We start from the raw sequence: 18,515 nt of genomic DNA on the forward strand, positions 1-18,515 counted from the left end.
GCCTATCATGGGGCGGCCCTCCAGCCCTGGCGGGCGGCGGCCTCGACAGCGGCGACGGCGCCGAGGAAGGGCTCTGAGCCACGGAAGCCGTCGGGGCGCGGCCGGGGGGCCGGGACGGCGACCTCGGCCTGGAGGCGGCCGGGGCCGCTGGTCAGGACGAGCACCCGGTCGGCCATGTAACAGGCGTCCTCAAGGTCGTGGCTGACAAAGACGAGGGCGCAGGCCGTCTCGGCCTGGAGCGCCTGGACCTGATCCATGAGGGCGCGACGCGTCAGGCCGTCGAGGGCGGCGAAGGGCTCGTCCAGCAGGAGCAGGCGGGGCCGGGCGATCAGGGCGCGGGCCAGGGCGACGCGCATGGCCATGCCGCCGGACAGCTGGTGAGGGTGGAGGCGCGCGGCCTGGGCCAGGCCCACCTGGGCGAGGGCGGCCTCGGCCTGATCCCCGGCCGGGCGGCGGGCGGCGCCCGAAAGGATCAGCGGCAGGGCCACGTTGGCGCGGGCGTCGAGCCAGGGCGCGAGGGTCGGCGACTGGAAGACCATGCCGATGGCGGGGCCGGTCAGGTCCGCCTCGCGCGCGCCGCGCGTGGGGGCCTCGAGCCCGGCGATGAGGCGAAGGGCCGTGGACTTGCCGCAGCCGGACGGGCCGACGAGGGCCAGGCTTTCGCCCGGCTGGATGCTAAGGTCGAGCGGCCCCAGCGCCGGGCGTCCGCCGTAGGCCACCTCTACGCCGCGGAGGCGCAGCAGCGCCATGGTCAGGCGGAGACGAAGCTGTTGTCGAAGGCCTTGCGCCAGTTCAGGCCGGGGTCATAGACCCCCTGGGCGGAGGTGACCTCGAAGAACTCGCGCCAGCGTTCGGCCGTCATGGCGCCGGGACGGGCGGTTCCGTCTTCGCCGAGGACGACGCCGTAGGTGCGCAGCATCTCGCGCGCCTGATCCAGCAGGTCCTGGGTCATCTCGGGGTTGTCGCGCAGGATGAGGGCGTCGGCGGGCCGGGGGTCGCCGGTCAGATAGCTGATCCAGCCCTCGGTGCTGGCCTCGATGAAGGCGTCGGTGGCGCGGCGGTTGTCGCGTACGAAGGCGTCGGGCGCCAGCACCATGCAGGCGTAGGACGGATAGCCCTCGTCCGCGAGCAGGAAGACGCGCGGCGGGCGGCCCAGGGCCTGTTCGATGATGTAGGGCTCGCTGGTCAGATAGCCCTGCTGCACGGCGCGGGGATCGGCCAGGAAGGGCGCCGGGTTGAAGGTGTAGCGGCGGATCTGGTCGTCGGTGAAGCCGTACTTGGCCTTGAGCCAGACCCAGAAGGCGGTGATGGAGGCGTCCGCCAGCAGGATGGGCCGGCCGCGCAGATCGGCGATGGATTCCAGCGCCGGGTCCGGGTGGGCGATGAGGACCTGGGGGTCCTTCTGGAAGTAGGCGGCGATGGCCTTCACCGGGGCGTTCTCGGCCACCAGGTTCATGGCGATGAAGCTGTTGGAGCCCATGCCCAGCTCGACCGCCGTGGAGGCGAGCAGCTGGGGCACGTTCACGCCCGGGCCGCCCTGGATGATCTGGACGTTGAGGCCGCGCCGTTCGTAGAGGCCGGTGGCCAGGGCCTGGTAGAAGCCGCCGTGCTCGGCCTGGGCGCGCCAGTCGGTGGCGAAGCGGATGCGCACGCGGCCGGACTCGTCCACCGGCGCGGGGGTGCGTTCGCAGGCGGCCAGGGCCAGGGCGCCCGCCCCGGCCAGCATCGTGCGTCTGTCGAGAATCCCCGGACCCATGGGGCGAAGCTTAAGGGCGTGAGGCCCGCAAGAGAAGGGGCCGGAATTGAGCGAGGGGACGAAGCGTCCGGGCGAACCCTTGGCCTCGTCCCCTCGCCAAGTCCGGGTTGGACTTGGCCTTTGGGTCCAGGTCGGATCGGATGCGGCGGCGAACCGGCGCTGTCGTCTCCGTGCCTAATCAGCTCAGGTCCGAGAGGGGAACGGGCGAACCCGAACACCTGTCGATCCCGACCCGGTTCCCCAGCGGTCCGAGGACCGCTGAAGCCTGGGCCCTGTCCTTCCCGCGGGTTCCCCCGCAGCCGGATCAGAGAGCTGGACCCACCCGCTTGAAGCCCGGGTCTCCCCGGATTTCCGCGCCGTGGTGTCCCTCGGCCCGTTGACGTTCCCGCGAAACCGACTATGAGGCAAGCTCCGCATAACTACCTAACGCGCATGCCGCGTGGGCCGCCGGTGGATATCCCCGCAAAATCTGTGCAGATCGGCGAAGAAGGCTCGCTGAGTCAGCGCCTTGCGTTTTCCACAGGATTCGCTGTTCAGGCAGGAATGCGAGGTCAGGCGGGGCGAGCCCTCCATATCAACCGCTCACCCCCGCGCAAGCGGGGGTCCAGTCCTGTGGGTGGCCTAGGGTGCAGATGAGCTGATCCGGCGATCCGAGCCGCCAAGCTGGACAGAACTGGATCCCCGCTTGCGCGGGGATGAGCGGAATAGGGGTTAGACCCCCAGAGCCGCCTTCTTTTCCTCGAGCTCCAGCCAGTCCTCCTCGGCGCGGGCGAGACGGGCGCGGGCGGCGTCGAGCTCGGCGGTCAGGCGCTGGAAGGCGGCCGGATCGCGGGCGTAGAGGGCGGGGTCGGACAGACGCTCCTCAAGCCCGGCGATGTCGGCGGGGAGGGCGGCCATTTCGGCCTCGGCCTCTTCGAGACGGCGGGCGTCCTTGTAGGAGAGCTTCTTGGCTGGCGCTGGAGCCTGCGGCTTGCCCCCTCCACCGCCTTTCAGGCGGTCCCCCTCCCCCCCTAGCGGGGGAGGCGCGAAGAAGCCCGGGTTCTGACGCACGAAGTCGGACCAGCCGCCGGGCGTCTCGACCACGTCGCCGCGGCCATTGAGCGCGATGGTGGAGGTGGCGAGGCGGTCGACGAAGTCGCGGTCGTGGCTGACCAGGATCAGGGTGCCGTCGTAGTCGGCCAAGAGACCCTCGAGCAGGTCCAGGGTCTCCATGTCGAGGTCGTTGGTGGGCTCGTCCAGCACCAGCAGGTTGGCGGGCCGGGCCAGGGCGCGGGCGAGCAGCAGGCGGTTGCGCTCGCCGCCCGACAGGGTGGAGACGGGCTGGCGCAGCTGGGCCTCGCGGAACAGGAAGTCCTTGGCGTAACCGGCCACGTGGCGGCTCTCGCCGCGCACCAGGATGCTGTCGCCGCCGCCTGGGGTGAGGGCGTCCCACAGGGTCATGTCGGACTTCAGATCGTCGCGCGCCTGGTCGAGATAGACGACCTGGAGATTGGCGCCGAGGCGCACGGTTCCGGCGTCGGGCTCAAGCTCGCCCAGCAGGATCTTGAGCAGGGTCGTCTTGCCGGCGCCGTTGGGCCCGACGATGGCCAGGTGGTCGCCGCGCATGACGCGGGTGGAGAAGGGCTTGAGGACCGTCCGCTCGCCGAAGCGCTTGGAGACGCCCTTGAGCTCGGCGACCAAGCGGCCCGAGGTCTGGCCGGCGTCGAGGCCGGCGACCAGCTCGCGCGGCAGGTCGGCCATGCGGCGGGCCCGTTCGGAGCGGAGCTGCTCCAGCTGGCGGGCGCGGCCCTCGTTGCGGGTGCGCTGGGCGGTGATGGAGCGGTAGAAGGTGTAGGTCTCGGCCTCGATCTTCTTGGTCAGACGGCGCAGGGACTCGGCCTCCTCCTCCATGACCTTGCGCGACCAGGCGTCGAAGACGGCGAAGCCCTGGTCCAGGGTGCGCACGCGCCGGCCCTCCAGCCAGAAGCAGCGGCGGGTGATGCGGTTGAGGAAGGCGCGGTCGTGGCTGACCGTCAGGACGGCGGCCGGCGAGACCTGGATCATGGTCTCGAGCGTGTCGATGGCCAGGATGTCCAGGTGGTTGGTGGGCTCGTCCAGCAGGATGAGGTCAGGCGCTTCGGCGAAGGCCTTGGCCAGGGCGACGCGGCGGATCTCGCCGCCGGACAGGCCTTGCGTGGACTTGTCCGGATCAAGGCCGAAGTCGCCGAGGCGGGCGTCCGCCTCCCAGGCGGGGGCGCCGCCGGACGTGGCGTGGTCGCGCAGGGTGGCGCCTGTGATGACCGGCTCCTGCGGCACATAGGCGAAGGTCAGGCCCGACTGCAGGGTGCGCTCGCCCGAGTCCGGCTCGATGACCCCGGCGATGAGCTTGAGCAGGGTCGACTTGCCCGCGCCGTTGCGGCCCACCAGACAGGCGCGGTCGCGCGGCTCGATGGCCAGGTCGACGCCGTCGAACAGGGGCAGGGGACCGTCCTGGAGGCGGACGTCCTTCAGCGCCAGGATGGGGGCGGGGCGGCTCATGCGCCCCCCTCGCAAGGCGCGGGGGGCGGGTCAATACGCGCGGGAGACTTGTCGCGGGCTTCAAGCTACTAGGCGCGAGATGAGACAGGTTTCGCCAGCCGCTCGCCCCCTCCACCGCTTCGCGGTCCCCCTCCCCCGCTCCGCAGGGGAGGAGACAGATGGGTGACCGCCCCTACTGGGAGACGAAGCGGCTGGACGAGATGTCGCCCGAGGAGTGGGAGCGCCTCTGCGACGGCTGCGGTCTGTGCTGCCTGGTGCGGTTCGAGGACGAGGAGACCGGCGACGTCATCCCGACGCGGGTTCACTGCAAGCTGTTCGATCCGGACGCCTGCGCCTGTTCGGACTACGCCAACCGCAAGACGCACGTGCCGGACTGCATCAAGCTGACGCCCGGCAATATCGAGGCGCTGGAGTGGATGCCCAGGTCCTGCGCCTACCGCCGGCTGTACGAGGGGCGGCCCCTGGCCTGGTGGCACCCGCTGGTCTCGGGCGATCCGGAGACGGTGCACCAGGCCGGCGTCAGCGTGCGTGGCCAGACCGTAAGCGAAGAGACCCTGGCCGACCCGGAGGATGCGCTGGACTACGAGGCGTCGGACTGGGTCGAGGAGCGAGGGACGCAGGCGAAGGGGGAATAGCGCCGGCGCTGTTCACCCATGGCGGGGCGCCGCGGCCTTGCGGGGCCTTGGAAAGCCGGAAAAGTCGCGCCGACTTACGCTGTGGTGGACGCTGGTCCGCTATCCTTCGGGCATGGTCGCAAAACTGGATCAGGCGGCTCTGACCGCCGAGATCAGCGCGATGATGGAGGCCACAAAGGCCTACGACGTCGAAGAGCTGGAGCGGCGCGCCCGCGCCCTGGCCCAGGTGGTCAAGGCCCATGTGGCGCTGCGCGAGCTGGGTGTGGTGACGGAGGATCAACCGGCCGATGCCCGAAGCGAAGACGAGGCGCGCGAGGAGATCTGGCGCCGCCTTACTCGCCTTCGACAGTCGATCCTTGCAGAAGAAGCTGCTGAACGCGCTGAGCGACGCAGAGCTGGCTCTGGTCGAGAGGGACTGGAAGACTTGGTCGAACCGGAACCAGCGCCCCAAAGATGGTTCCTGGAAGACCTGGCTGCTGCTGGGCGGGCGCGGGGCGGGTAAGACGAGGGCGGGGGCTGAATGGCTGCACCGCCAGGCCGTGGCCGGGGCGCGGCTGGCCCTGGTGGGGCCCAGCCTGCACGACGTGCGCGAGGTGATGATCGAGGGGCCCTCGGGCCTGAAGGCCGTCGCCTCGCCCCTGACGCGGCCCAGCTATGAGGTGAGCCGCAGGCGGTTGGTGTGGCCGTGCGGGGCCGAGGCCCACATCTATTCGGCGGAGGACGCCGACGGCCTGCGCGGGCCGCAGCACCACGCCGCCTGGGCCGACGAGTTCTGCGCCTGGAAGAACCCCGGCCAGGCCCTGGCCATGCTGAGGATGGGCTTACGGCTGGGGGACGATCCGCGCCTGCTGGTGACGACGACGCCGAGGCCTCTGGCGGCCCTGCGGCGCCTGATGGAGGAGCCGGGGACCGAGGTGGTGCGCGTCTCGACGGCGCTGAACGCCGCCAATCTGTCGCCGGGGTTCTTGGAGGATTTGCGACGGCTCTACAGCGGCACACGGCTGGAGGCGCAGGAGCTGGACGGCCAGGTGCTGGAGGACTTGGGCGGCCTGTGGACCCACGACATGATCGCGGCGGCGCAAGGGTGCGCGCGGCTGGACTGCGAGACGGTGGTGGTGGGGCTGGACCCGCCCGCCAAGGCGGGCGGCGACGCCTGCGGCATCGTGGTGGCGGGCGTCAGGGACGGCCGGGCCCATGTGCTGGCCGACCGCACGGTGAAGGGCCGAAAGCCGCTGGAATGGGGTCATGCCGTGAGCCGCGCCGTGACGGATTACGGCGCCCACTGGGTCATCGCCGAGGTCAACCAGGGCGGCGACATGGTCACGCAGATCCTGAATATGGCGGGGTGCGGCGCCCCGGTGAAGCCGGTCCATGCCGTGGCCGGCAAGGCCGCCCGGGCGGAGCCGGTGGCGGCGCTGTACGAACGCGGACTGGTCACGCACGCGCCGGGGCTGAAGGCCCTGGAGGAAGAGATGATGGGCTTTGGCGCGGAAGGATCGAAGCGCTCGCCTGACCGGGTGGATGCGCTGGTCTGGGCGCTCAGGTTCCTGATGCTGAGGCATGGCGGCGAGGGGCCGCGGTTGAGGCGGGTTTGAATAACCCCGGCCCATTCCCGCGAAAGCTGAGCCTGCGGACGTAGCGCAGGCTGGAAAGAACTGGGCCCCCGCTTGCGCGGGGGCGAGCGGACATAGGCAAGGCAGGACAATGATTGACTGGCGGCGGCCGTTCGGCCGGCGGCGCGAGGCCGCGCCTGAAACCAAGGAAAGCGCGGCCGGGCCGCTGATCGCCCTGAGCGGTCCGGGGCGGCCCGTATGGACGCCGAGGGACTATGAGAGCCTGGCGCGCGAGGGTTTCGCCAGGAACGCCGTGGCCTATCGCTGTGTGCGCATGATCGCCGAGGCGGCGGCGTCGTGCCCGCTGGCGGTGTTCGAGAAGGGCGAGCGGCGGGACGATCATCCCCTGGCGCGGCTGATCGCGCGGCCCAATCCGGAGCAGGCGGGGGCCGAGCTGCTGGAGCAGCTGTACGGATACCTGCAGACCAGCGGCAACGCCTATCTGGAGGCGGTGGGCGAGGGCGAACCGGAGGAGCTGTACGCCCTGCGCCCCGACCGGGTGAAGGTGATCCCCGGTCCCGTCGGCTGGCCCGCCGGATACGAATACGCCGTGGGCGGCCGGGCGACCCGGCTGATGCGCGCGGGCGACGGGTTCTCGCCGGTGCTGCACCTGAAGCTCTTCAACCCGGCGGACGACTGGTACGGCTTCTCGCCGCTGGAGGCGGCGGCCTTCGCCATCGACGTGCACAATGCGTCGGGCGCCTGGAACAAGGCGCTGCTGGACAACGCGGCGCGGCCATCCGGCGCGCTCGTTTATGGGGCCAAGGACGGGACGCGCCTGACCGACGAACAGTTCGACCGGCTGAAGGCCGAGCTGGCGGCCGATCATGCGGGCCAGGCCAACGCCGGGCGGCCCCTGCTGCTGGAGGGCGGGCTGGAGTGGCGGGCCATGTCGCTGAGCCCGGCCGAGATGGACTTCATCGCCGGCAAGGCGGCCGCCGCGCGCGAGATCGGCCTGGCGTTCGGCGTGCCCTCGCAGCTGCTGGGGATTCCGGGCGACCAGACCTATGCCAACTATCGCGAGGCCAACGCCGCCTTCTGGCGCGGCGCGGTGGCGCCGCTGGTCAGAAAGACCGCCCACGCCATGACGGCCTGGATCGCGCCGCGCTTCCCTGATTTGCGCATAGAGCCGGATCTGGAGGCCGTGCCGGCCCTGCAGCCGGAGCGGGACGCGCTGTGGGCGCGGCTGGAGGCGGCGAGCTTCCTGACGGATGTGGAGCGCCGGCGGCTGGCCGGGCTGGAGGCGGGCTGATGGCCAGGTGTCCCGTGGCGGTGGCCGTGACCCTGGCCATTCAGGCGGCGGCGGCCCTGCTCTGGGCCGGAGCGGCGGCGGCGCGGATCGACGCGCTGGAGGCCAGGGTGGCCGAGCAGGCGCAGGTGAACGAGCGGCTGGCCCGGCTGGAGGAACAGGCGAAGGCCGCCAGGGCCTCGCTGGCCCGGATCGAGGCGCGGCTGGGATGAGCGGGCCGGTTGCGATTGAGGGCTACGCCTCGCTGTGGGGCCGGGCCGACCTGAACGGGGACGTGGTGCAGAGGGGCGCCTTCGCCGAGAGCCTGGCGCGCACGGGGGCGGCGGGGGTGAAGATGCTGAACCAGCACGACGGCCGGGCGGTGGTCGGGCGCTGGGACCGGGTGGAGGAGGACGAGACCGGCCTGTTCGTCAGCGGCGTCATCGAGGACTGGTCGAACGAGGCGCGTGTGGCCGCGCATCTGGCCAGGGCCGGGGCGGTGGACGGCCTGTCCATCGGTTTTCAGGCGCGACGGGCGCGACGGGAAGAAGGTTTGCGCGTGCTGAGCGAGATCGAGCTGTGGGAGGTGTCGCTGGTGGTTTTTCCGATGGAGCCGAAGGCCCGCTTCCAGATCGTTGGCGAATAACGGATCACGACCCCTTGCGGGGTTCCAGAGCAGTCAGTTCCGGGGCGGACGGTAGTTGTCCATTCTTGGCGACGCCACATCAAAGGGATGCTTCGGCACTGGTCCCCACCGGTTTGCCACGGGGTCGCCGGGCCGCGCCCCTAACTCTATCGCCACCCACGCCCAAGCAACGACTTGGGGCACCCAAATCCATGCGGGGTTGAAAGGCAAAGAGCCATCGAAAGCGGAGACGCCGAAACTGACTGCCGCGCTCACCATACTTGTTGCTGCATAGGCCCAGAATGCGATTGGCCTGACATCCCGATCGTGTGCGCGTCTAATCGAGATGTTCCGTTGAACTACCAAGGCGATTGCCAGAATAGCAGCGTGGCCGAGTCCCAAAAGGATGGTGGACTGGAGTGATGCATCCGCTAGCCCTTGGCCATCCGCCAACAAGCCCCGATACAGAAGCCCGACAGCCCAAGCAGAGGCAATGTTCGCCATGATGAACGTCGTCCACCACTCGATCCGTCCGACCCTGCCGCTCATGCTGACCCTCCTTCGGGAATGAGTATCAGACCCTCTCGACCGGCAAAACTGACGTCCGAATCCCACGCTTAGCGGCAATCCATGCGGTCCGCCTTCTGGCGCTGTGTAACAGCCGAGAACGCTGGTCAGCTTTCCCATGCTGCCGGGGCGAGGTTTGGGGTGGTTGGCGGATGACGCTCCCGACCCATTGCGGACCTTCCGGCCTATAGATTGAGCGGATGCGTCGGTAGCCATTCGGAGTGTTGGGCCGCCAGCCGCTGAACGGCCCCGGCGTCTCTCAAGAAGAGGTCAGCGCCGCCGTCATAGGGAGCGAAGATAGCCCCATCCGCGCCCATCCATAAGGTCGGCCCCGCCTTCTCATCGGCAATGGACAGAAGCAGATCGTCGAAACGACCGGGTGACCAGCGGACTTGAGCGGCATACACCCGCCAAGGACGCCCCTCCTCGCCATCGCCTTCAAGAAACTCGAAAGCGAAATCCAGTTTCCACTCGCGCGTGGCCCGGAACGGATCGTGTTGATCTGCCAGGTCCCGTTCTCCGGCGAGCAACACCCAGTGGGCTTGCACGAGCCAACAGGGGCGGTCGCCCAGCACTTCTGAAGCCAGCACATTCTGGCGGCTCAACAACAACGAGCGTTCCTCGTCCGTGTCGGCATATCGTTTCGACGCAGGGAGTGAGTGAAAGCGCAGATGGTTTGCCGCTCCCTCGCCAAGCAGCATCCAGCCGATCGGTCGTTCACCACGGTGAAACTGCGCCCAAGCATTTTCGAATGACATTGTTGGAGCGTAGCAGGAGAGTGTGGCGCCGTCTGCTTCCCACCCTTAGCGATCGTCAGCGAGGTCCGCTGTCAGGCGCTGTGTAACAGCCGAGAACGCTGGTCAGCTTTCCCATGCTGCCGGCGGCGAGGTTCGGGGTCATTAGTGAATGACCGCTCTCGACCCATTGCGGACACTAGCCGTCCTCGCCGAACACTGAAGGTTCGATGTCCATAGTCGCTCCCTTCAGTCGCTGCTTTGCGCACGAGGAGTGGGCATAGACTTGTTGGATCGGGTCGTCGTTGGTTCGGGGACCATCGTGCCAACGCCATAGGCCCTCAAGCGTCACAAGGATCGCCCCGTCGTCGGAACGTTCGATCCCCCGGTCGCAGAACCAACACGAATATTCGGCCATGATCGTAGCTTAGCGTTGGAGATGTCCGCTTCCCACCCTTGGCGGACTCTCGCGACGTCCACAATTCAGGTCTGTGTGATGGCCGGTAATGATCAGCTTCCCCATGCTGCCGGGGGCGAGTTCGGGGTGGTGGCTATTGCCGGGCGGAGAACCCTGAGACACGTTCAGCGGATGGGCTCTACGATCATCACCCCTAAGCAAGGTCTGTGGGCTGCGCTTTCCGTCCTGCTGCTGCTGGCCGGGCTTGCCGCATCGCGCCGAGCCGGCGTGCTGCAATACTTGTGCTTCGTGGTGCTGGCGGTCGGCTTTGCGGCCTACGTCATGGGGTTGGTACGTCTTGATCATCGCGGGTGTCCAAGGGGTGTGAGTCCCTTCGATCGATGCGCCCGACTAGGCCTTCCCCGCTGCCCGACCTAAGCTCGCCGCCATGGGACTTCTGACCTTCTGCATGAACGTCACGCTGGACGGCTGCGTCGATCACCAGGAGGGGATCGCCGACGACGAGACCCACGCCTTCTACACCCGGCTGATGGACGAGGCCGGGGCCATGCTGTGGGGCCGCGTCACCTATGAGTTGATGGAGGCCTACTGGCCGCTGGTCGCGCGCCGCGAGGTGGAGGCGCCGCCGGCCCTGCAAGACTGGGCCGACAAGCTGGAGACCAAGCCGAAGTATGTGGTCTCGGCCACGCGGACGGACTTCCCCTGGACCAACAGCCATCATCTGGCGGGGGATTTGCGGGCCGGCGTCGAGCGGCTGAAGGCGGCGACGCCGGGCGGCGTGCTGCTGGGCAGCGGCCAGCTGGCGGCGGCGCTGGACCGGCTGGACCTGATCGATGAGTACCGGTTCCTGATCCACCCCAGGATCGTTGGGCGAGGCCCGACCCTGTTCGAGAGCGGGTTGCCCCGGACGCGGCGGCTGGCGCTGATCTCGGCCAGGTCCATGAGCAACGGGGCGGTGGCGATGCATTACCGGCGCGAGCCGCCATGCTGAAGCCGGGGATGTCGGCGCCGTTGGGAATGGGGCTGTTCGCCCTGTTCGCGGTGCTGGCTGGGCTGGCGCTGCTGATGGCGACCAACCATGCGGCGCCCGGCTGCACCGGACCGGCGGTGGCCCGGTGCGACTATGTGGCGGTGGCCACGGATGCGCTGGAGGACCGCGGCTATTCATTCCGGCCGACGCTGGCGACCGGCGTCTATGACGAAGGCTCGTCGGTGCGGGTGCAGCAGATTATTCCCTTTGATCCGAATGCGCTGGTGCACGGCTCATCGGTACTGATCGACAAGCGCAGCTGCCGCGTCTGCATGATCGACGATCACCAGATGGCTGAGAACGGCACGCTGGGGCGCCTGCTGATGCGGGCGCCGGCGGTGGAGGCTCTGGGCTAGGTCGTTTCTCACCGCTTGCTCACATTTCGCTCATGCCGCTCACGGCCCGCTGCGGCAGGGTCGGCGCCTCATGCCAGAGGAGGCGAGACGATGCGGGCGGACGTGGTGAAGACGGGCCAGTGGTACGACACGGCCCTGAGGGCCCTGATGTGGGGCGGGGCGGGGGCGCTGTTGCTGGCGCCGGCCGTGGCTATGCGGTTCACCAGCGAGGTGAACTGGACGGGATCGGACTTCATCTTCGCCGGGGTGCTGCTGTTCAGCGCCTGCGGGACGATTGAACTGGCCCTGCGGGCGAGCGGCGCCCTGTCCTATCGGGCCGGGGTGGCGACGGCGGTCGGGACCGCCTTCCTGCTGATCTGGGCCAATCTGGCCGTGGGCATTTTCGGCGACGAGGACAACGCGGCCAACCTGTGGCTGTTCGCCGGGCCGCTGGCGGCGGTGATCGGCGCCATCGTGGCGCGCGGCCGGGCCCGGCGCATGATGTGGGCGATGATCGCGGCCGGCGCCGTGCAGGCGGCCATGGGGGCCGTGGCGGCCCAGGCGGGCGCCTGGGAGCTGGATCCGCGCGGCCTGTGGCAGGGATTGATCGCTTCGGCGGTTTTCACCGGCATGTGGCTGCTGGCCGCGGCCTTCTTCAGCGCGGCGGGGCGGTCAGCCCGAGACTGACCGCCAAGCCAGCCTGAGCAGACCGACCACGGCCGCGGCCGGGATCAGGATCAGCAGACCCTTGAGGATCAGCCAGACCAGGCTGAGACCGAGGAAGGCGGGCAGGCCGATGTCGCGTTGCGGCGGGTCTTCGGGCGTCATCGGCGCAGCAATACAAACCCCGCGCCGCTCGTCGAGGCCGCGCGGGGCGATCATTCCCGAGCGCGTGAGGCGCCGGGTCTTGCGGGGGGCGCGGCCGACGGGGTCGCGCCCCTTTTATTTGGAGCACCCATGAAAGAGACCAAGCAAGCCGCCTCGAGCCCCGAGGCGCGCGCGGCCATGCACGAGATGATGGCCGCCTTCGAGGCCTTCAAGGCGGCCAATGACGAGCGGCTGGAGGCGCTGGAGCAGAAGGCCGGGGACGGCCTGCTGGAGGAGAAGGTGGGCCGCATCGACCTGGCCCTGCAGGCGGCGCAGCGGCGCCTGGACCGGGCCATGAGCGAGGCGCGGCGGCCAGCCATTGGTGAGGCGGCTAACGACCCCGACAGGATGGGTGGCGAGGCCAAGAGCGCCTTCGCCGGCTATCTGAAGACGGGCGCGGCGCACGGCCTGATCGAGGTGAAGGCGGGCCTGTCCACCGGGCCCAGCTCGGGCGGCTATATCGCACCGGCCCAGACGGAACGGCTGATCGAGCGGCGGCTGATGGCGGCCAGCCCCATGCGCGAGATCGCCACGGTCAGGACCATCGGCCAGGGTGTGTTCAAGAAGCCGGTCTCGACGGCGGGCGTGGAGGCCGGATGGGTGGCCGAGACGGCGGCGCGCCCTGAGACCGATCCGGCGACCCTGGCCCTGCTGGAGTTTCCGGCGGCGGACCTCTACGCCAATCCGGCGGCGACCCAAGGGTTGCTGGACGACGCGTTCCTGGACCTGGACGAATGGCTGGCCGCCGAGGTGGAGGACGCCTTCGCCGCCCAGGAGACCGAGGCCTTCGTGCTGGGCGACGGGACCAACAAGCCCAAGGGCTTCCTGGCCTATGAGACGGTGGCCGACAACGCCCACGCCTGGGGCAAGATCGGCTATGTGGCCACGGGCGTGGACGGGGATTTCGGCGACGATCCGGTGGACGATCTGATCGACCTGATCCATGCGCCCAAGTCGCAGTACCGGGCGCAGGGCCGCTTCGTGCTGAACCGCAGGACGGCGGCGCGCATCCGCAAGTTCAAGGACGCGGACGGCAACTATGTCTGGAGCCCGGCGGTGCAGCCGGGGGCGCAGGCCAGCTTGCTCGGCTATCCGGTGACGGAGATCGAGACCATGCCGGATGTGGCCGAGGACAGCCTGTCGGTGGCCTTCGGCGACTTCCGCAAGGGCTATCTGATCGTCGACCGGGCGGGGGTGCGCGTGCTGCGCGATCCGTTCTCGGCCAAGCCCTATGTGCTGTTCTACACGACCAAGCGCGTGGGCGGCGGGGTGCAGAACTTCGATGCGCTGAAGGTGCTGAAGTTCAGCGCCAGCTGAGGAATTGGCGAGTGGTTAGTGGCGAGTGGCGAGTGATCGCTGCTCGCCGTCGGCCCTATGCGCCTGATCTCGCCCCCTCCACCACGCTGCGCGTGGTCCCCCTCCCCCGTTTCACGGGGGAGGATTGAGTGTCGCGACCCTGATCTCCTCCCCCGCATGCGGGGGAGGGGGACCGCCTGAAAGGCGGTGGAGGGGGCGGGAACACCCCCAGACATAAGAGATTCCTCATGACCGACCCCGTGACCCTGGCGGAGGCGAAGCTGTTCCTGCGTGTCGAGCACGACGCCGAGGACGGGCTGATCCAGCTGATGATCGAGGCGGCCAAGGCCGCCGTGGAGGCCGAGGCGGGCGTGGTGCTGGACGCCGGCTCGGCGCCGGGGCTGCGCCTGGCGGTGCTGGGCCGGGTCGCCCAGGCCTATGACCGGCGGGAGGGCGGCCCGGTGCCGCCCGAGCAGCGGCGGGTGCGGCTGTGACGCCTGTGGACAGAACCTTGGCCGAGCTGTTCGAGGCGGTGGAGGCCGAGACGCCGCTGGGCGGGCGCACGCGCGCGCTGAATAGACTGGGGCGGCTGTGGCTGACCGTGCTGTCCACGCGGCGAAGCGAGGACAAGCCGGGCGAGGCGCCGCCCGTCGGCAGCGCGGAAAGCCTTGCAGAGTGCCGGTCCGACCCGCGCCTGACCGAAGGGCGATGGGTGCGCATGGGCGGCGCGGACTGGCGCGTCGTCCACGCCGAGCCGGACCGGCCGAGACTGGGCCGGATGACGCTGCGTCTGCGGCGCGAACCGTAAGCTCGAAAGGTCCACACCATGATTGATCCTGAACGGGCCCTGCAAAGGGGCCTGATCGACCACCTGCGCGGCGATGCGGCGCTGAAGGCCCTGCTGGGCGATCCGGCCCGCATCTGGGACCAGCCGCCGGAAAAGCCGCTCTATCCGTACCTGGTGCTGGGGCGGCTGGAGGCGCGGTCCCTTGAGGGACTGGCGGGCGGGCTGGAGCAGGCCCTGACCCTGACCTGCGTGTCGCGCTTCGGCGGCGCCGAGGAGGCCAAGGCGGTGACGGCGGCGGTGCGCGCGCGTCTGCATGACGCGGACCTGACGCTGGAGGCGCACCGGCTGGTCAGCGCGGCGGTCACCTACTCAGACGTGTTCCGGGGCGCGGACTGGCGCTCGACCTATGGCGTGGTGCGGCTGAGGGCCGTGACCGAGCCGCTGATCGAAGAGGAGGCGGCCTGATGGGGGCGCAGAAGGGCAAGGATCTGCTGCTGAAGATCGGCGACGGGGCCGAGCCGGAGGCGTTCACGACGGTGGCGGGCCTGAGGGCGCGGACCATCTCGCTGAACGCGCGCAGCGTCGACGCCACCGATGCGGACAGCGCCGGGCGCTGGCGCGAACTGCTGGCCGGGGCGGGCGTGAAGTCGGCGGCCGTGTCGGGGCAGGGCGTGTTCCGCGACGCAGCCAGCGACGCCCTGGTGCGGGAGGCCTTCTTCGAGCAGGCGGCGAGGACCTGGCGGCTGATCGTGCCGGACTTCGGCGTGCTGGAAGGGCCGTTCCTGGTGGCGGCCCTGGAATACGCAGGCGAGCACGACGGTGAGGCGAGCTTCGCCCTGACCCTGTCGAGCGCCGGCGAGATCAGCTTTGAGGCGCTTTAGATGAACGGGGTGCGCGGCGAGGTGGAGGCCGAGCTGGGCGGCCGGATGAGGCGGCTGTGTCTGACGCTGGGCGCCCTGGCCGAGATCGAAACGGCGCTGGGGGTCGGCGGGGCCGGGGCCCTGGCGGAGCGGATGGCGGGCTTGAGTGCGCGGGAGGTTGAGGCGGTGTTGGCGGCCCTGCTGAAGGGCGGCGCGGAGGGCGATGCGGACCTGTCGGACGTGACGCCGCTGGAGGCGGCCCGGGCGATCGCGGCGGCCTTCCGGGCGGCGGCGCCGTGACGGACTGGGCTGCGGTCCTGAAGACCGGGCTGGCGCTGGGGATCGGCCCGGAGGCCCTGTGGCGGCTGTCGCTGAGGGAATGGCGGCTGCTGACCGGCGGCGAGGCGGGCCTGAAGCGCAATGGGCTGGAGGCGCTGATGGCGCGCTGGCCCGATGGAGGCGAGCATGAGGTTTGAAACGGAACGCCCGCTGGATGAGCAAGCGCTGGGTGAGCGTAATTTGGCCGAGGGCGCGGCGGCGCTGGAGGCGCTGAAGCAGGCTGGGCAGGAGGCCGCCAAGGCCATCGACGACAGCTTCGCCGAGGCGGGGGCGAGCCTGGCCCGGTCGCTGGCGCGCGCGGCGGCGGACGGGGAGATCAGCCTGGCCGAACTGGCGCGGGCGGTGCTTGGCGCCGTCAACGCGGCCTATGGCGGCCATGGGAGTCTTGGCGGGGGCGGCGAGCTTGCCGAGGCCATCGGCCAGGCGGTCAGCGGCGCCTTTTCAGGCGCGCGGGCCGACGGCGGGCCGGTGCTGGCGAGCGGAAGCTATCTGGTGGGCGAGCGGGGGCCGGAGCTGTTCCGGCCCAGCCACGCCGGGAGCCTCGAAGCCCCCGGCGGGCGGGCGGTGACGGTGAACGTCACGGTGCAGGGCGATGCAGCCCAGCTGTTGCGCTCGGAAGCGCAGATCGCCCAGGCTCTGGCGCGGGCCGTGAGCCTGGGCGTTCGCTAGATCACAAGCCGATTACGAGCCGATCAGGGGCGTCGTGCGCGGCGGGCCGAAGCGGTTCTCGCCGGGATCGCCCTTGCTGAGGCCGACCCAGAGCAGGAAGCCGATATTGACCACGAACAGGACCAGGCCGATCAGGCCCGCCGAGCCCGCGCCCGCCATGGCGGCGGTGGCCGCGGCTTCGTCGGTTCCGGTCATGGCGGCCCCGCCGACGGCGGCGAAGATGGCCCCGCCCATGAGGAACAGGCCGATGACGTTGACCACGAACGGGATCAGCACCAGCCAGGCGGACTTGCCGAAATCGTGCAGGCGCTTGGCGTAGACGGCGATGTTCGGCCAGATCAGCAGGATCGACACGATCATGCCGATGACGGGGATCATGCCCAGCACAATGCCGGCGACGAGTAGAATCAGCCAGCCCAGCCAGAAGTCCTTCTGACCGATGCGCCCGTCCGCGCTGAGATAAAGTGTTTTGAAGTCCACGGTTTGTCCCTCCCTGAACGCCCGAGTTCAGGGAGCGTAGGCGCTCATTGAGCGAGCGACAATCTCCCACGAGGCGAAATATGTCCTTTGACGAGGTGCGCCTGCCGGCGCGGCTGGCCTTCGGCTCGACCAGCGGGGTCGAGCGGCTGACCGAGATTACGACCCTGGCCTCCGGGCTGGAGCGGCGCACGACGCCCTGGGCGAAGGGTCGGCGACGCTATCTGATCGGCGGCGCGGTGCGGCCGCTGGAGGAGGCGGCGGAGCTGGTCGCCTTCTTCGAGGCGCGGCGGGGACGGCTGACAGGTTTTCGTTTCCGTGACTTCACGGACTTCAAGTCGTGTGGTCCGACCGGCCCGATCAGCGCCGCGGACCAGGCCATCGGGACCGGCGACGGCGAGACCACGGTCTTCCAGTTGAGGAAGGGCGAGCGGATCATAACCAAGCCGGTCGGATCGTCGGTGGTCGTGGGGGTGGACGGCGAGGCGGCCGACGCGGCGGTGGATGAGACGACCGGGGTCGTCACCCTGGCCGAGGCGCCGCCGGAGGGCGCGGCGGTGACCGCGGGCTTTCTGTTCGATGTGCCGGTGCGTTTCGACGCCGACCGCATCGACGTGCAGCTGGAAGGCTTCGACAGCGGCCGGGTGGCCGCGGTTTCCCTGATCGAAATCAAGGTCTGAGATGCGCGACATTCCCGACGCGCTGGCCCTGCGCATGGCGCAGGGGACGGCGAAGCTGTGCCATGCGTGGATCCTGACGCGCGCCGACGGCGGACGACTGGGCTTCACCGATCACGACCGGCCGCTGGAGGTGGACGGCGTGACCTGCCGCCCCGGCTCGGGGCTGACGGCGGGGGCGGCGGGCGCCGAACTGGGCCAGGCGGCGGACGCCTCGGCCCTGGGGGTGCTGGACAGCGAGGGGCGGGACGAGGCGTTGCTGAACGCGGGCGCCTTTGACGGCGCCGAGGTCGCCCTGTGGCGGGTGGACTGGGAGCAGCCGCAGCTGAAGGTTCGGCTGTGGACGCAAGTCGTCCGGCGCATCGTGCGCGAGGGGCAGGCCTTCACCGCCGAGCTGGAGGGGCCGCTGGCGCGGCTGAACAGGCCGGCGGGACGCACCTATGCCCGCAGTTGCGATGCACGGCTGGGGGACGGGCGCTGTGGCGTCGATCTGAGCGATCCGGCCTATGCGGGCCTGAGTTGCGATCAGCGCTTCGAGACCTGTCGCGACCTGTTCGGCAACACGGACAACTTCCGAGGTTTTCCGTCCATCCCGGGCGAGGACTTCCTGACCCTGTATCCGGCCGCGGGCGAGCGGCACGACGGCGGCCGCCGATGAGCCGGGTGGTGGAGGCGGCGCGCGGCTGGCTGGGCACGCCCTATCGTCACCGGCAGAGCGTGAAGGGCTGGGGTTGTGACTGCCTGGGCCTGATCCGGGGCGTGTGGCGCGAGACGGTCGGCCCTGAGCCGGAGACGCCGCCGCCCTATTCGCCCGACTGGGCCGAACGCGAGGGCGGCGAAGCGCTGGCCGAGGCGCTGGGTCGCTGGATGACGCCGGTCGATCCGGCGGCGGCCGAGCCGGGCGACGTGCTGCTGTTCCGCATGAACGAGGGCGCGCCCATGCGCCACGCGGCGATCACGAGCCGAGCGGGTGAAGGCGGGCGGGTCATCCACGCCTATTGGGGCCGCTGTGTCGTCGAGAGCCGGCTGATCCCCTGGTGGCGCGCCCGCATCGGCGCGGCCTTCCGGTTTCCTGAGAGGTAGAA

General features: G+C 70.0%; 27 protein-coding genes. 20 read left to right on the forward strand and 7 right to left on the reverse strand.

Annotation, left to right across the window (positions count from 1 at the left end; translation table 11 throughout):
- Positions 1 to 5: 5 nt before the first annotated feature.
- From Q0812_RS01480 to Q0812_RS01490, 3 genes are all read right to left on the reverse strand, one after another.
- Complete coding sequence (locus Q0812_RS01480) at positions 6 to 749, reverse strand: ABC transporter ATP-binding protein (protein WP_302108521.1); 744 nt, start codon at positions 747 to 749, stop codon at positions 6 to 8.
- 2 nt (positions 750 to 751) lie between these two features.
- The gene (locus Q0812_RS01485) at positions 752 to 1,756 is read right to left on the reverse strand and encodes an ABC transporter substrate-binding protein (RefSeq protein ID WP_302108522.1); all 1,005 of its coding nucleotides are present in this window, start codon (positions 1,754 to 1,756) and stop codon (positions 752 to 754) included.
- Positions 1,757 to 2,467: 711 nt separating this feature from the next.
- Complete coding sequence (locus tag Q0812_RS01490) at positions 2,468 to 4,273, reverse strand: ABC-F family ATP-binding cassette domain-containing protein (RefSeq protein ID WP_302108523.1); 1,806 nt, start codon at positions 4,271 to 4,273, stop codon at positions 2,468 to 2,470.
- A gap of 158 nt (positions 4,274 to 4,431) precedes the next feature.
- Here Q0812_RS01490 and Q0812_RS01495 point away from each other — a divergent pair, with 158 nt between their 5' ends.
- The 6 genes from Q0812_RS01495 (at position 4,432) to Q0812_RS01520 (ending at position 8,395) form a co-directional block, all read left to right on the forward strand.
- Positions 4,432 to 4,908, forward strand: coding sequence for a YcgN family cysteine cluster protein (locus tag Q0812_RS01495; protein WP_302108524.1), 477 nt, complete (start codon positions 4,432 to 4,434; stop codon positions 4,906 to 4,908).
- A gap of 112 nt (positions 4,909 to 5,020) precedes the next feature.
- Positions 5,021 to 5,410 (forward strand): hypothetical protein, encoded by a 390-nt coding sequence (locus Q0812_RS01500; RefSeq protein WP_302108525.1) that lies wholly within the window; start codon positions 5,021 to 5,023, stop codon positions 5,408 to 5,410.
- Complete coding sequence (locus Q0812_RS01505; RefSeq protein ID WP_482817135.1) at positions 5,385 to 6,503, forward strand: DNA-packaging protein; 1,119 nt, start codon at positions 5,385 to 5,387, stop codon at positions 6,501 to 6,503. The genes Q0812_RS01500 and Q0812_RS01505 overlap by 26 nt, the downstream gene beginning before the upstream one ends.
- Positions 6,504 to 6,612: 109 nt before the next feature.
- A complete protein-coding gene (locus Q0812_RS01510) occupies positions 6,613 to 7,773 on the forward strand; it encodes a phage portal protein (RefSeq protein ID WP_302108526.1) in 1,161 nt (386 codons plus the stop codon).
- Positions 7,773 to 7,982, forward strand: coding sequence for a hypothetical protein (locus Q0812_RS01515; protein ID WP_302108527.1), 210 nt, complete (start codon positions 7,773 to 7,775; stop codon positions 7,980 to 7,982). The genes Q0812_RS01510 and Q0812_RS01515 overlap by 1 nt, the downstream gene beginning before the upstream one ends.
- The gene (locus Q0812_RS01520) at positions 7,979 to 8,395 is read left to right on the forward strand and encodes an HK97 family phage prohead protease (protein WP_302108528.1); all 417 of its coding nucleotides are present in this window, start codon (positions 7,979 to 7,981) and stop codon (positions 8,393 to 8,395) included. The genes Q0812_RS01515 and Q0812_RS01520 overlap by 4 nt, the downstream gene beginning before the upstream one ends.
- 33 nt (positions 8,396 to 8,428) lie before the next feature.
- Here Q0812_RS01520 and Q0812_RS13745 read toward each other — a convergent pair whose 3' ends face one another.
- Complete coding sequence (locus Q0812_RS13745; protein WP_425281534.1) at positions 8,429 to 9,157, reverse strand: DUF805 domain-containing protein; 729 nt, start codon at positions 9,155 to 9,157, stop codon at positions 8,429 to 8,431.
- Positions 9,127 to 9,699, reverse strand: coding sequence for a DUF3885 domain-containing protein (locus Q0812_RS01525; protein WP_302108529.1), 573 nt, complete (start codon positions 9,697 to 9,699; stop codon positions 9,127 to 9,129). The genes Q0812_RS13745 and Q0812_RS01525 overlap by 31 nt, the downstream gene beginning before the upstream one ends.
- Positions 9,700 to 10,520: 821 nt before the next feature.
- Between Q0812_RS01525 and Q0812_RS01530 the strand changes: the two genes are divergently transcribed.
- The 3 genes from Q0812_RS01530 to Q0812_RS01540 all read left to right on the forward strand — a co-directional run bounded on the left by Q0812_RS01530 (position 10,521) and on the right by Q0812_RS01540 (position 12,145).
- Entirely contained in the window at positions 10,521 to 11,084 is a 564-nt protein-coding gene (locus Q0812_RS01530) for a dihydrofolate reductase family protein (protein ID WP_302108530.1), read from the forward strand.
- Positions 11,078 to 11,479, forward strand: coding sequence for a hypothetical protein (locus tag Q0812_RS01535; RefSeq protein ID WP_302108531.1), 402 nt, complete (start codon positions 11,078 to 11,080; stop codon positions 11,477 to 11,479). Before Q0812_RS01530 ends, Q0812_RS01535 begins: the two co-directional genes overlap by 7 nt.
- A 90-nt stretch (positions 11,480 to 11,569) precedes the next feature.
- Positions 11,570 to 12,145 carry a hypothetical protein gene (locus tag Q0812_RS01540; protein WP_302108532.1) on the forward strand — a complete coding sequence of 192 codons (576 nt, stop codon included), beginning with the start codon at positions 11,570 to 11,572 and terminating at the stop codon, positions 12,143 to 12,145.
- On the opposite strand, the gene Q0812_RS01545 is transcribed toward Q0812_RS01540, so the two are convergent.
- Positions 12,131 to 12,286, reverse strand: coding sequence for a hypothetical protein (locus tag Q0812_RS01545; protein WP_302108533.1), 156 nt, complete (start codon positions 12,284 to 12,286; stop codon positions 12,131 to 12,133). The genes Q0812_RS01540 and Q0812_RS01545 overlap by 15 nt on opposite strands.
- A 129-nt stretch (positions 12,287 to 12,415) precedes the next feature.
- Here Q0812_RS01545 and Q0812_RS01550 point away from each other — a divergent pair, with 129 nt between their 5' ends.
- From Q0812_RS01550 to Q0812_RS01585, 8 genes are all read left to right on the forward strand, one after another.
- Positions 12,416 to 13,642 (forward strand): phage major capsid protein, encoded by a 1,227-nt coding sequence (locus Q0812_RS01550; RefSeq protein ID WP_302108534.1) that lies wholly within the window; start codon positions 12,416 to 12,418, stop codon positions 13,640 to 13,642.
- A 227-nt stretch (positions 13,643 to 13,869) separates the two neighbouring features.
- Entirely contained in the window at positions 13,870 to 14,115 is a 246-nt protein-coding gene (locus tag Q0812_RS01555; protein ID WP_302108535.1) for a head-tail connector protein, read from the forward strand.
- Between the two features lie 17 nt (positions 14,116 to 14,132).
- Positions 14,133 to 14,429, forward strand: a complete 297-nt coding sequence (locus Q0812_RS01560; protein ID WP_302108536.1) for a phage head-tail adapter protein — start codon at positions 14,133 to 14,135, stop codon at positions 14,427 to 14,429.
- 18 nt (positions 14,430 to 14,447) lie between these two features.
- Complete coding sequence (locus tag Q0812_RS01565) at positions 14,448 to 14,873, forward strand: DUF3168 domain-containing protein (RefSeq protein ID WP_302108537.1); 426 nt, start codon at positions 14,448 to 14,450, stop codon at positions 14,871 to 14,873.
- A complete protein-coding gene (locus Q0812_RS01570) occupies positions 14,873 to 15,289 on the forward strand; it encodes a phage major tail protein, TP901-1 family (RefSeq protein ID WP_302108538.1) in 417 nt (138 codons plus the stop codon). Before Q0812_RS01565 ends, Q0812_RS01570 begins: the two co-directional genes overlap by 1 nt.
- On the forward strand, positions 15,290 to 15,568 hold the full coding sequence (locus Q0812_RS01575; protein ID WP_302108539.1) for a GTA-gp10 family protein: 279 nt from the start codon (positions 15,290 to 15,292) through the stop codon (positions 15,566 to 15,568). It begins immediately after the preceding gene.
- Entirely contained in the window at positions 15,565 to 15,744 is a 180-nt protein-coding gene (locus tag Q0812_RS01580; RefSeq protein WP_302108540.1) for a phage tail assembly chaperone, read from the forward strand. The genes Q0812_RS01575 and Q0812_RS01580 overlap by 4 nt, the downstream gene beginning before the upstream one ends.
- Positions 15,734 to 16,276, forward strand: coding sequence for a phage tail tape measure protein (locus Q0812_RS01585; RefSeq protein WP_302108541.1), 543 nt, complete (start codon positions 15,734 to 15,736; stop codon positions 16,274 to 16,276). The genes Q0812_RS01580 and Q0812_RS01585 overlap by 11 nt, the downstream gene beginning before the upstream one ends.
- A gap of 12 nt (positions 16,277 to 16,288) precedes the next feature.
- Here the strand turns inward: Q0812_RS01585 and Q0812_RS01590 are convergent, their stop codons facing one another.
- Positions 16,289 to 16,756, reverse strand: coding sequence for a DUF805 domain-containing protein (locus tag Q0812_RS01590; RefSeq protein ID WP_302108542.1), 468 nt, complete (start codon positions 16,754 to 16,756; stop codon positions 16,289 to 16,291).
- A gap of 80 nt (positions 16,757 to 16,836) precedes the next feature.
- On the opposite strand from Q0812_RS01590, the gene Q0812_RS01595 reads away from it, so the two are divergent.
- The 3 genes from Q0812_RS01595 to Q0812_RS01605 are packed head-to-tail and all read left to right on the forward strand — an operon-like array spanning position 16,837 to position 18,513.
- A complete protein-coding gene (locus Q0812_RS01595) occupies positions 16,837 to 17,433 on the forward strand; it encodes a phage distal tail protein, Rcc01695 family (RefSeq protein ID WP_302108543.1) in 597 nt (198 codons plus the stop codon).
- 1 nt (position 17,434) lies between these two features.
- Positions 17,435 to 18,088, forward strand: coding sequence for a baseplate hub domain-containing protein (locus tag Q0812_RS01600; RefSeq protein WP_302108544.1), 654 nt, complete (start codon positions 17,435 to 17,437; stop codon positions 18,086 to 18,088).
- On the forward strand, positions 18,085 to 18,513 hold the full coding sequence (locus tag Q0812_RS01605) for a C40 family peptidase (RefSeq protein ID WP_302108545.1): 429 nt from the start codon (positions 18,085 to 18,087) through the stop codon (positions 18,511 to 18,513). The genes Q0812_RS01600 and Q0812_RS01605 overlap by 4 nt, the downstream gene beginning before the upstream one ends.
- Positions 18,514 to 18,515: the final 2 nt, after the last annotated feature.

The organism is Peiella sedimenti (assembly GCF_030504955.1).
Classification (GTDB): domain Bacteria; phylum Pseudomonadota; class Alphaproteobacteria; order Caulobacterales; family Caulobacteraceae; genus Brevundimonas; species Brevundimonas sedimenti.

Excerpts from the sequence above, each read along its gene's own strand:
- Q0812_RS01585 (WP_302108541.1), top strand. The coding sequence starts at position 15,734 with ATGAGGTTTGAAACGGAACGCCCGCTGGATGAGCAAGCGCTGGGTGAG.
- Q0812_RS01480 (WP_302108521.1), bottom strand. The coding sequence starts at position 749 with ATGGCGCTGCTGCGCCTCCGCGGCGTAGAGGTGGCCTACGGCGGACGC.
- Q0812_RS01555 (WP_302108535.1), top strand. The coding sequence starts at position 13,870 with ATGACCGACCCCGTGACCCTGGCGGAGGCGAAGCTGTTCCTGCGTGTC.
- Q0812_RS01520 (WP_302108528.1), top strand. The coding sequence starts at position 7,979 with ATGAGCGGGCCGGTTGCGATTGAGGGCTACGCCTCGCTGTGGGGCCGG.
- Q0812_RS01570 (WP_302108538.1), top strand. The coding sequence starts at position 14,873 with ATGGGGGCGCAGAAGGGCAAGGATCTGCTGCTGAAGATCGGCGACGGG.
- Q0812_RS01485 (WP_302108522.1), bottom strand. The coding sequence starts at position 1,756 with ATGGGTCCGGGGATTCTCGACAGACGCACGATGCTGGCCGGGGCGGGC.
- Q0812_RS01515 (WP_302108527.1), top strand. The coding sequence starts at position 7,773 with ATGGCCAGGTGTCCCGTGGCGGTGGCCGTGACCCTGGCCATTCAGGCG.
- Q0812_RS01530 (WP_302108530.1), top strand. The coding sequence starts at position 10,521 with ATGGGACTTCTGACCTTCTGCATGAACGTCACGCTGGACGGCTGCGTC.
- Q0812_RS01595 (WP_302108543.1), top strand. The coding sequence starts at position 16,837 with ATGTCCTTTGACGAGGTGCGCCTGCCGGCGCGGCTGGCCTTCGGCTCG.
- Q0812_RS01565 (WP_302108537.1), top strand. The coding sequence starts at position 14,448 with ATGATTGATCCTGAACGGGCCCTGCAAAGGGGCCTGATCGACCACCTG.
- Q0812_RS01550 (WP_302108534.1), top strand. The coding sequence starts at position 12,416 with ATGAAAGAGACCAAGCAAGCCGCCTCGAGCCCCGAGGCGCGCGCGGCC.
- Q0812_RS01605 (WP_302108545.1), top strand. The coding sequence starts at position 18,085 with ATGAGCCGGGTGGTGGAGGCGGCGCGCGGCTGGCTGGGCACGCCCTAT.
- Q0812_RS01495 (WP_302108524.1), top strand. The coding sequence starts at position 4,432 with ATGGGTGACCGCCCCTACTGGGAGACGAAGCGGCTGGACGAGATGTCG.
- Q0812_RS01490 (WP_302108523.1), bottom strand. The coding sequence starts at position 4,273 with ATGAGCCGCCCCGCCCCCATCCTGGCGCTGAAGGACGTCCGCCTCCAG.
- Q0812_RS01535 (WP_302108531.1), top strand. The coding sequence starts at position 11,078 with ATGCTGAAGCCGGGGATGTCGGCGCCGTTGGGAATGGGGCTGTTCGCC.
- Q0812_RS01575 (WP_302108539.1), top strand. The coding sequence starts at position 15,290 with ATGAACGGGGTGCGCGGCGAGGTGGAGGCCGAGCTGGGCGGCCGGATG.
- Q0812_RS13745 (WP_425281534.1), bottom strand. The coding sequence starts at position 9,157 with ATGGCTACCGACGCATCCGCTCAATCTATAGGCCGGAAGGTCCGCAAT.
- Q0812_RS01545 (WP_302108533.1), bottom strand. The coding sequence starts at position 12,286 with ATGACGCCCGAAGACCCGCCGCAACGCGACATCGGCCTGCCCGCCTTC.
- Q0812_RS01500 (WP_302108525.1), top strand. The coding sequence starts at position 5,021 with ATGGTCGCAAAACTGGATCAGGCGGCTCTGACCGCCGAGATCAGCGCG.
- Q0812_RS01525 (WP_302108529.1), bottom strand. The coding sequence starts at position 9,699 with ATGTCATTCGAAAATGCTTGGGCGCAGTTTCACCGTGGTGAACGACCG.
- Q0812_RS01510 (WP_302108526.1), top strand. The coding sequence starts at position 6,613 with ATGATTGACTGGCGGCGGCCGTTCGGCCGGCGGCGCGAGGCCGCGCCT.
- Q0812_RS01540 (WP_302108532.1), top strand. The coding sequence starts at position 11,570 with ATGCGGGCGGACGTGGTGAAGACGGGCCAGTGGTACGACACGGCCCTG.
- Q0812_RS01600 (WP_302108544.1), top strand. The coding sequence starts at position 17,435 with ATGCGCGACATTCCCGACGCGCTGGCCCTGCGCATGGCGCAGGGGACG.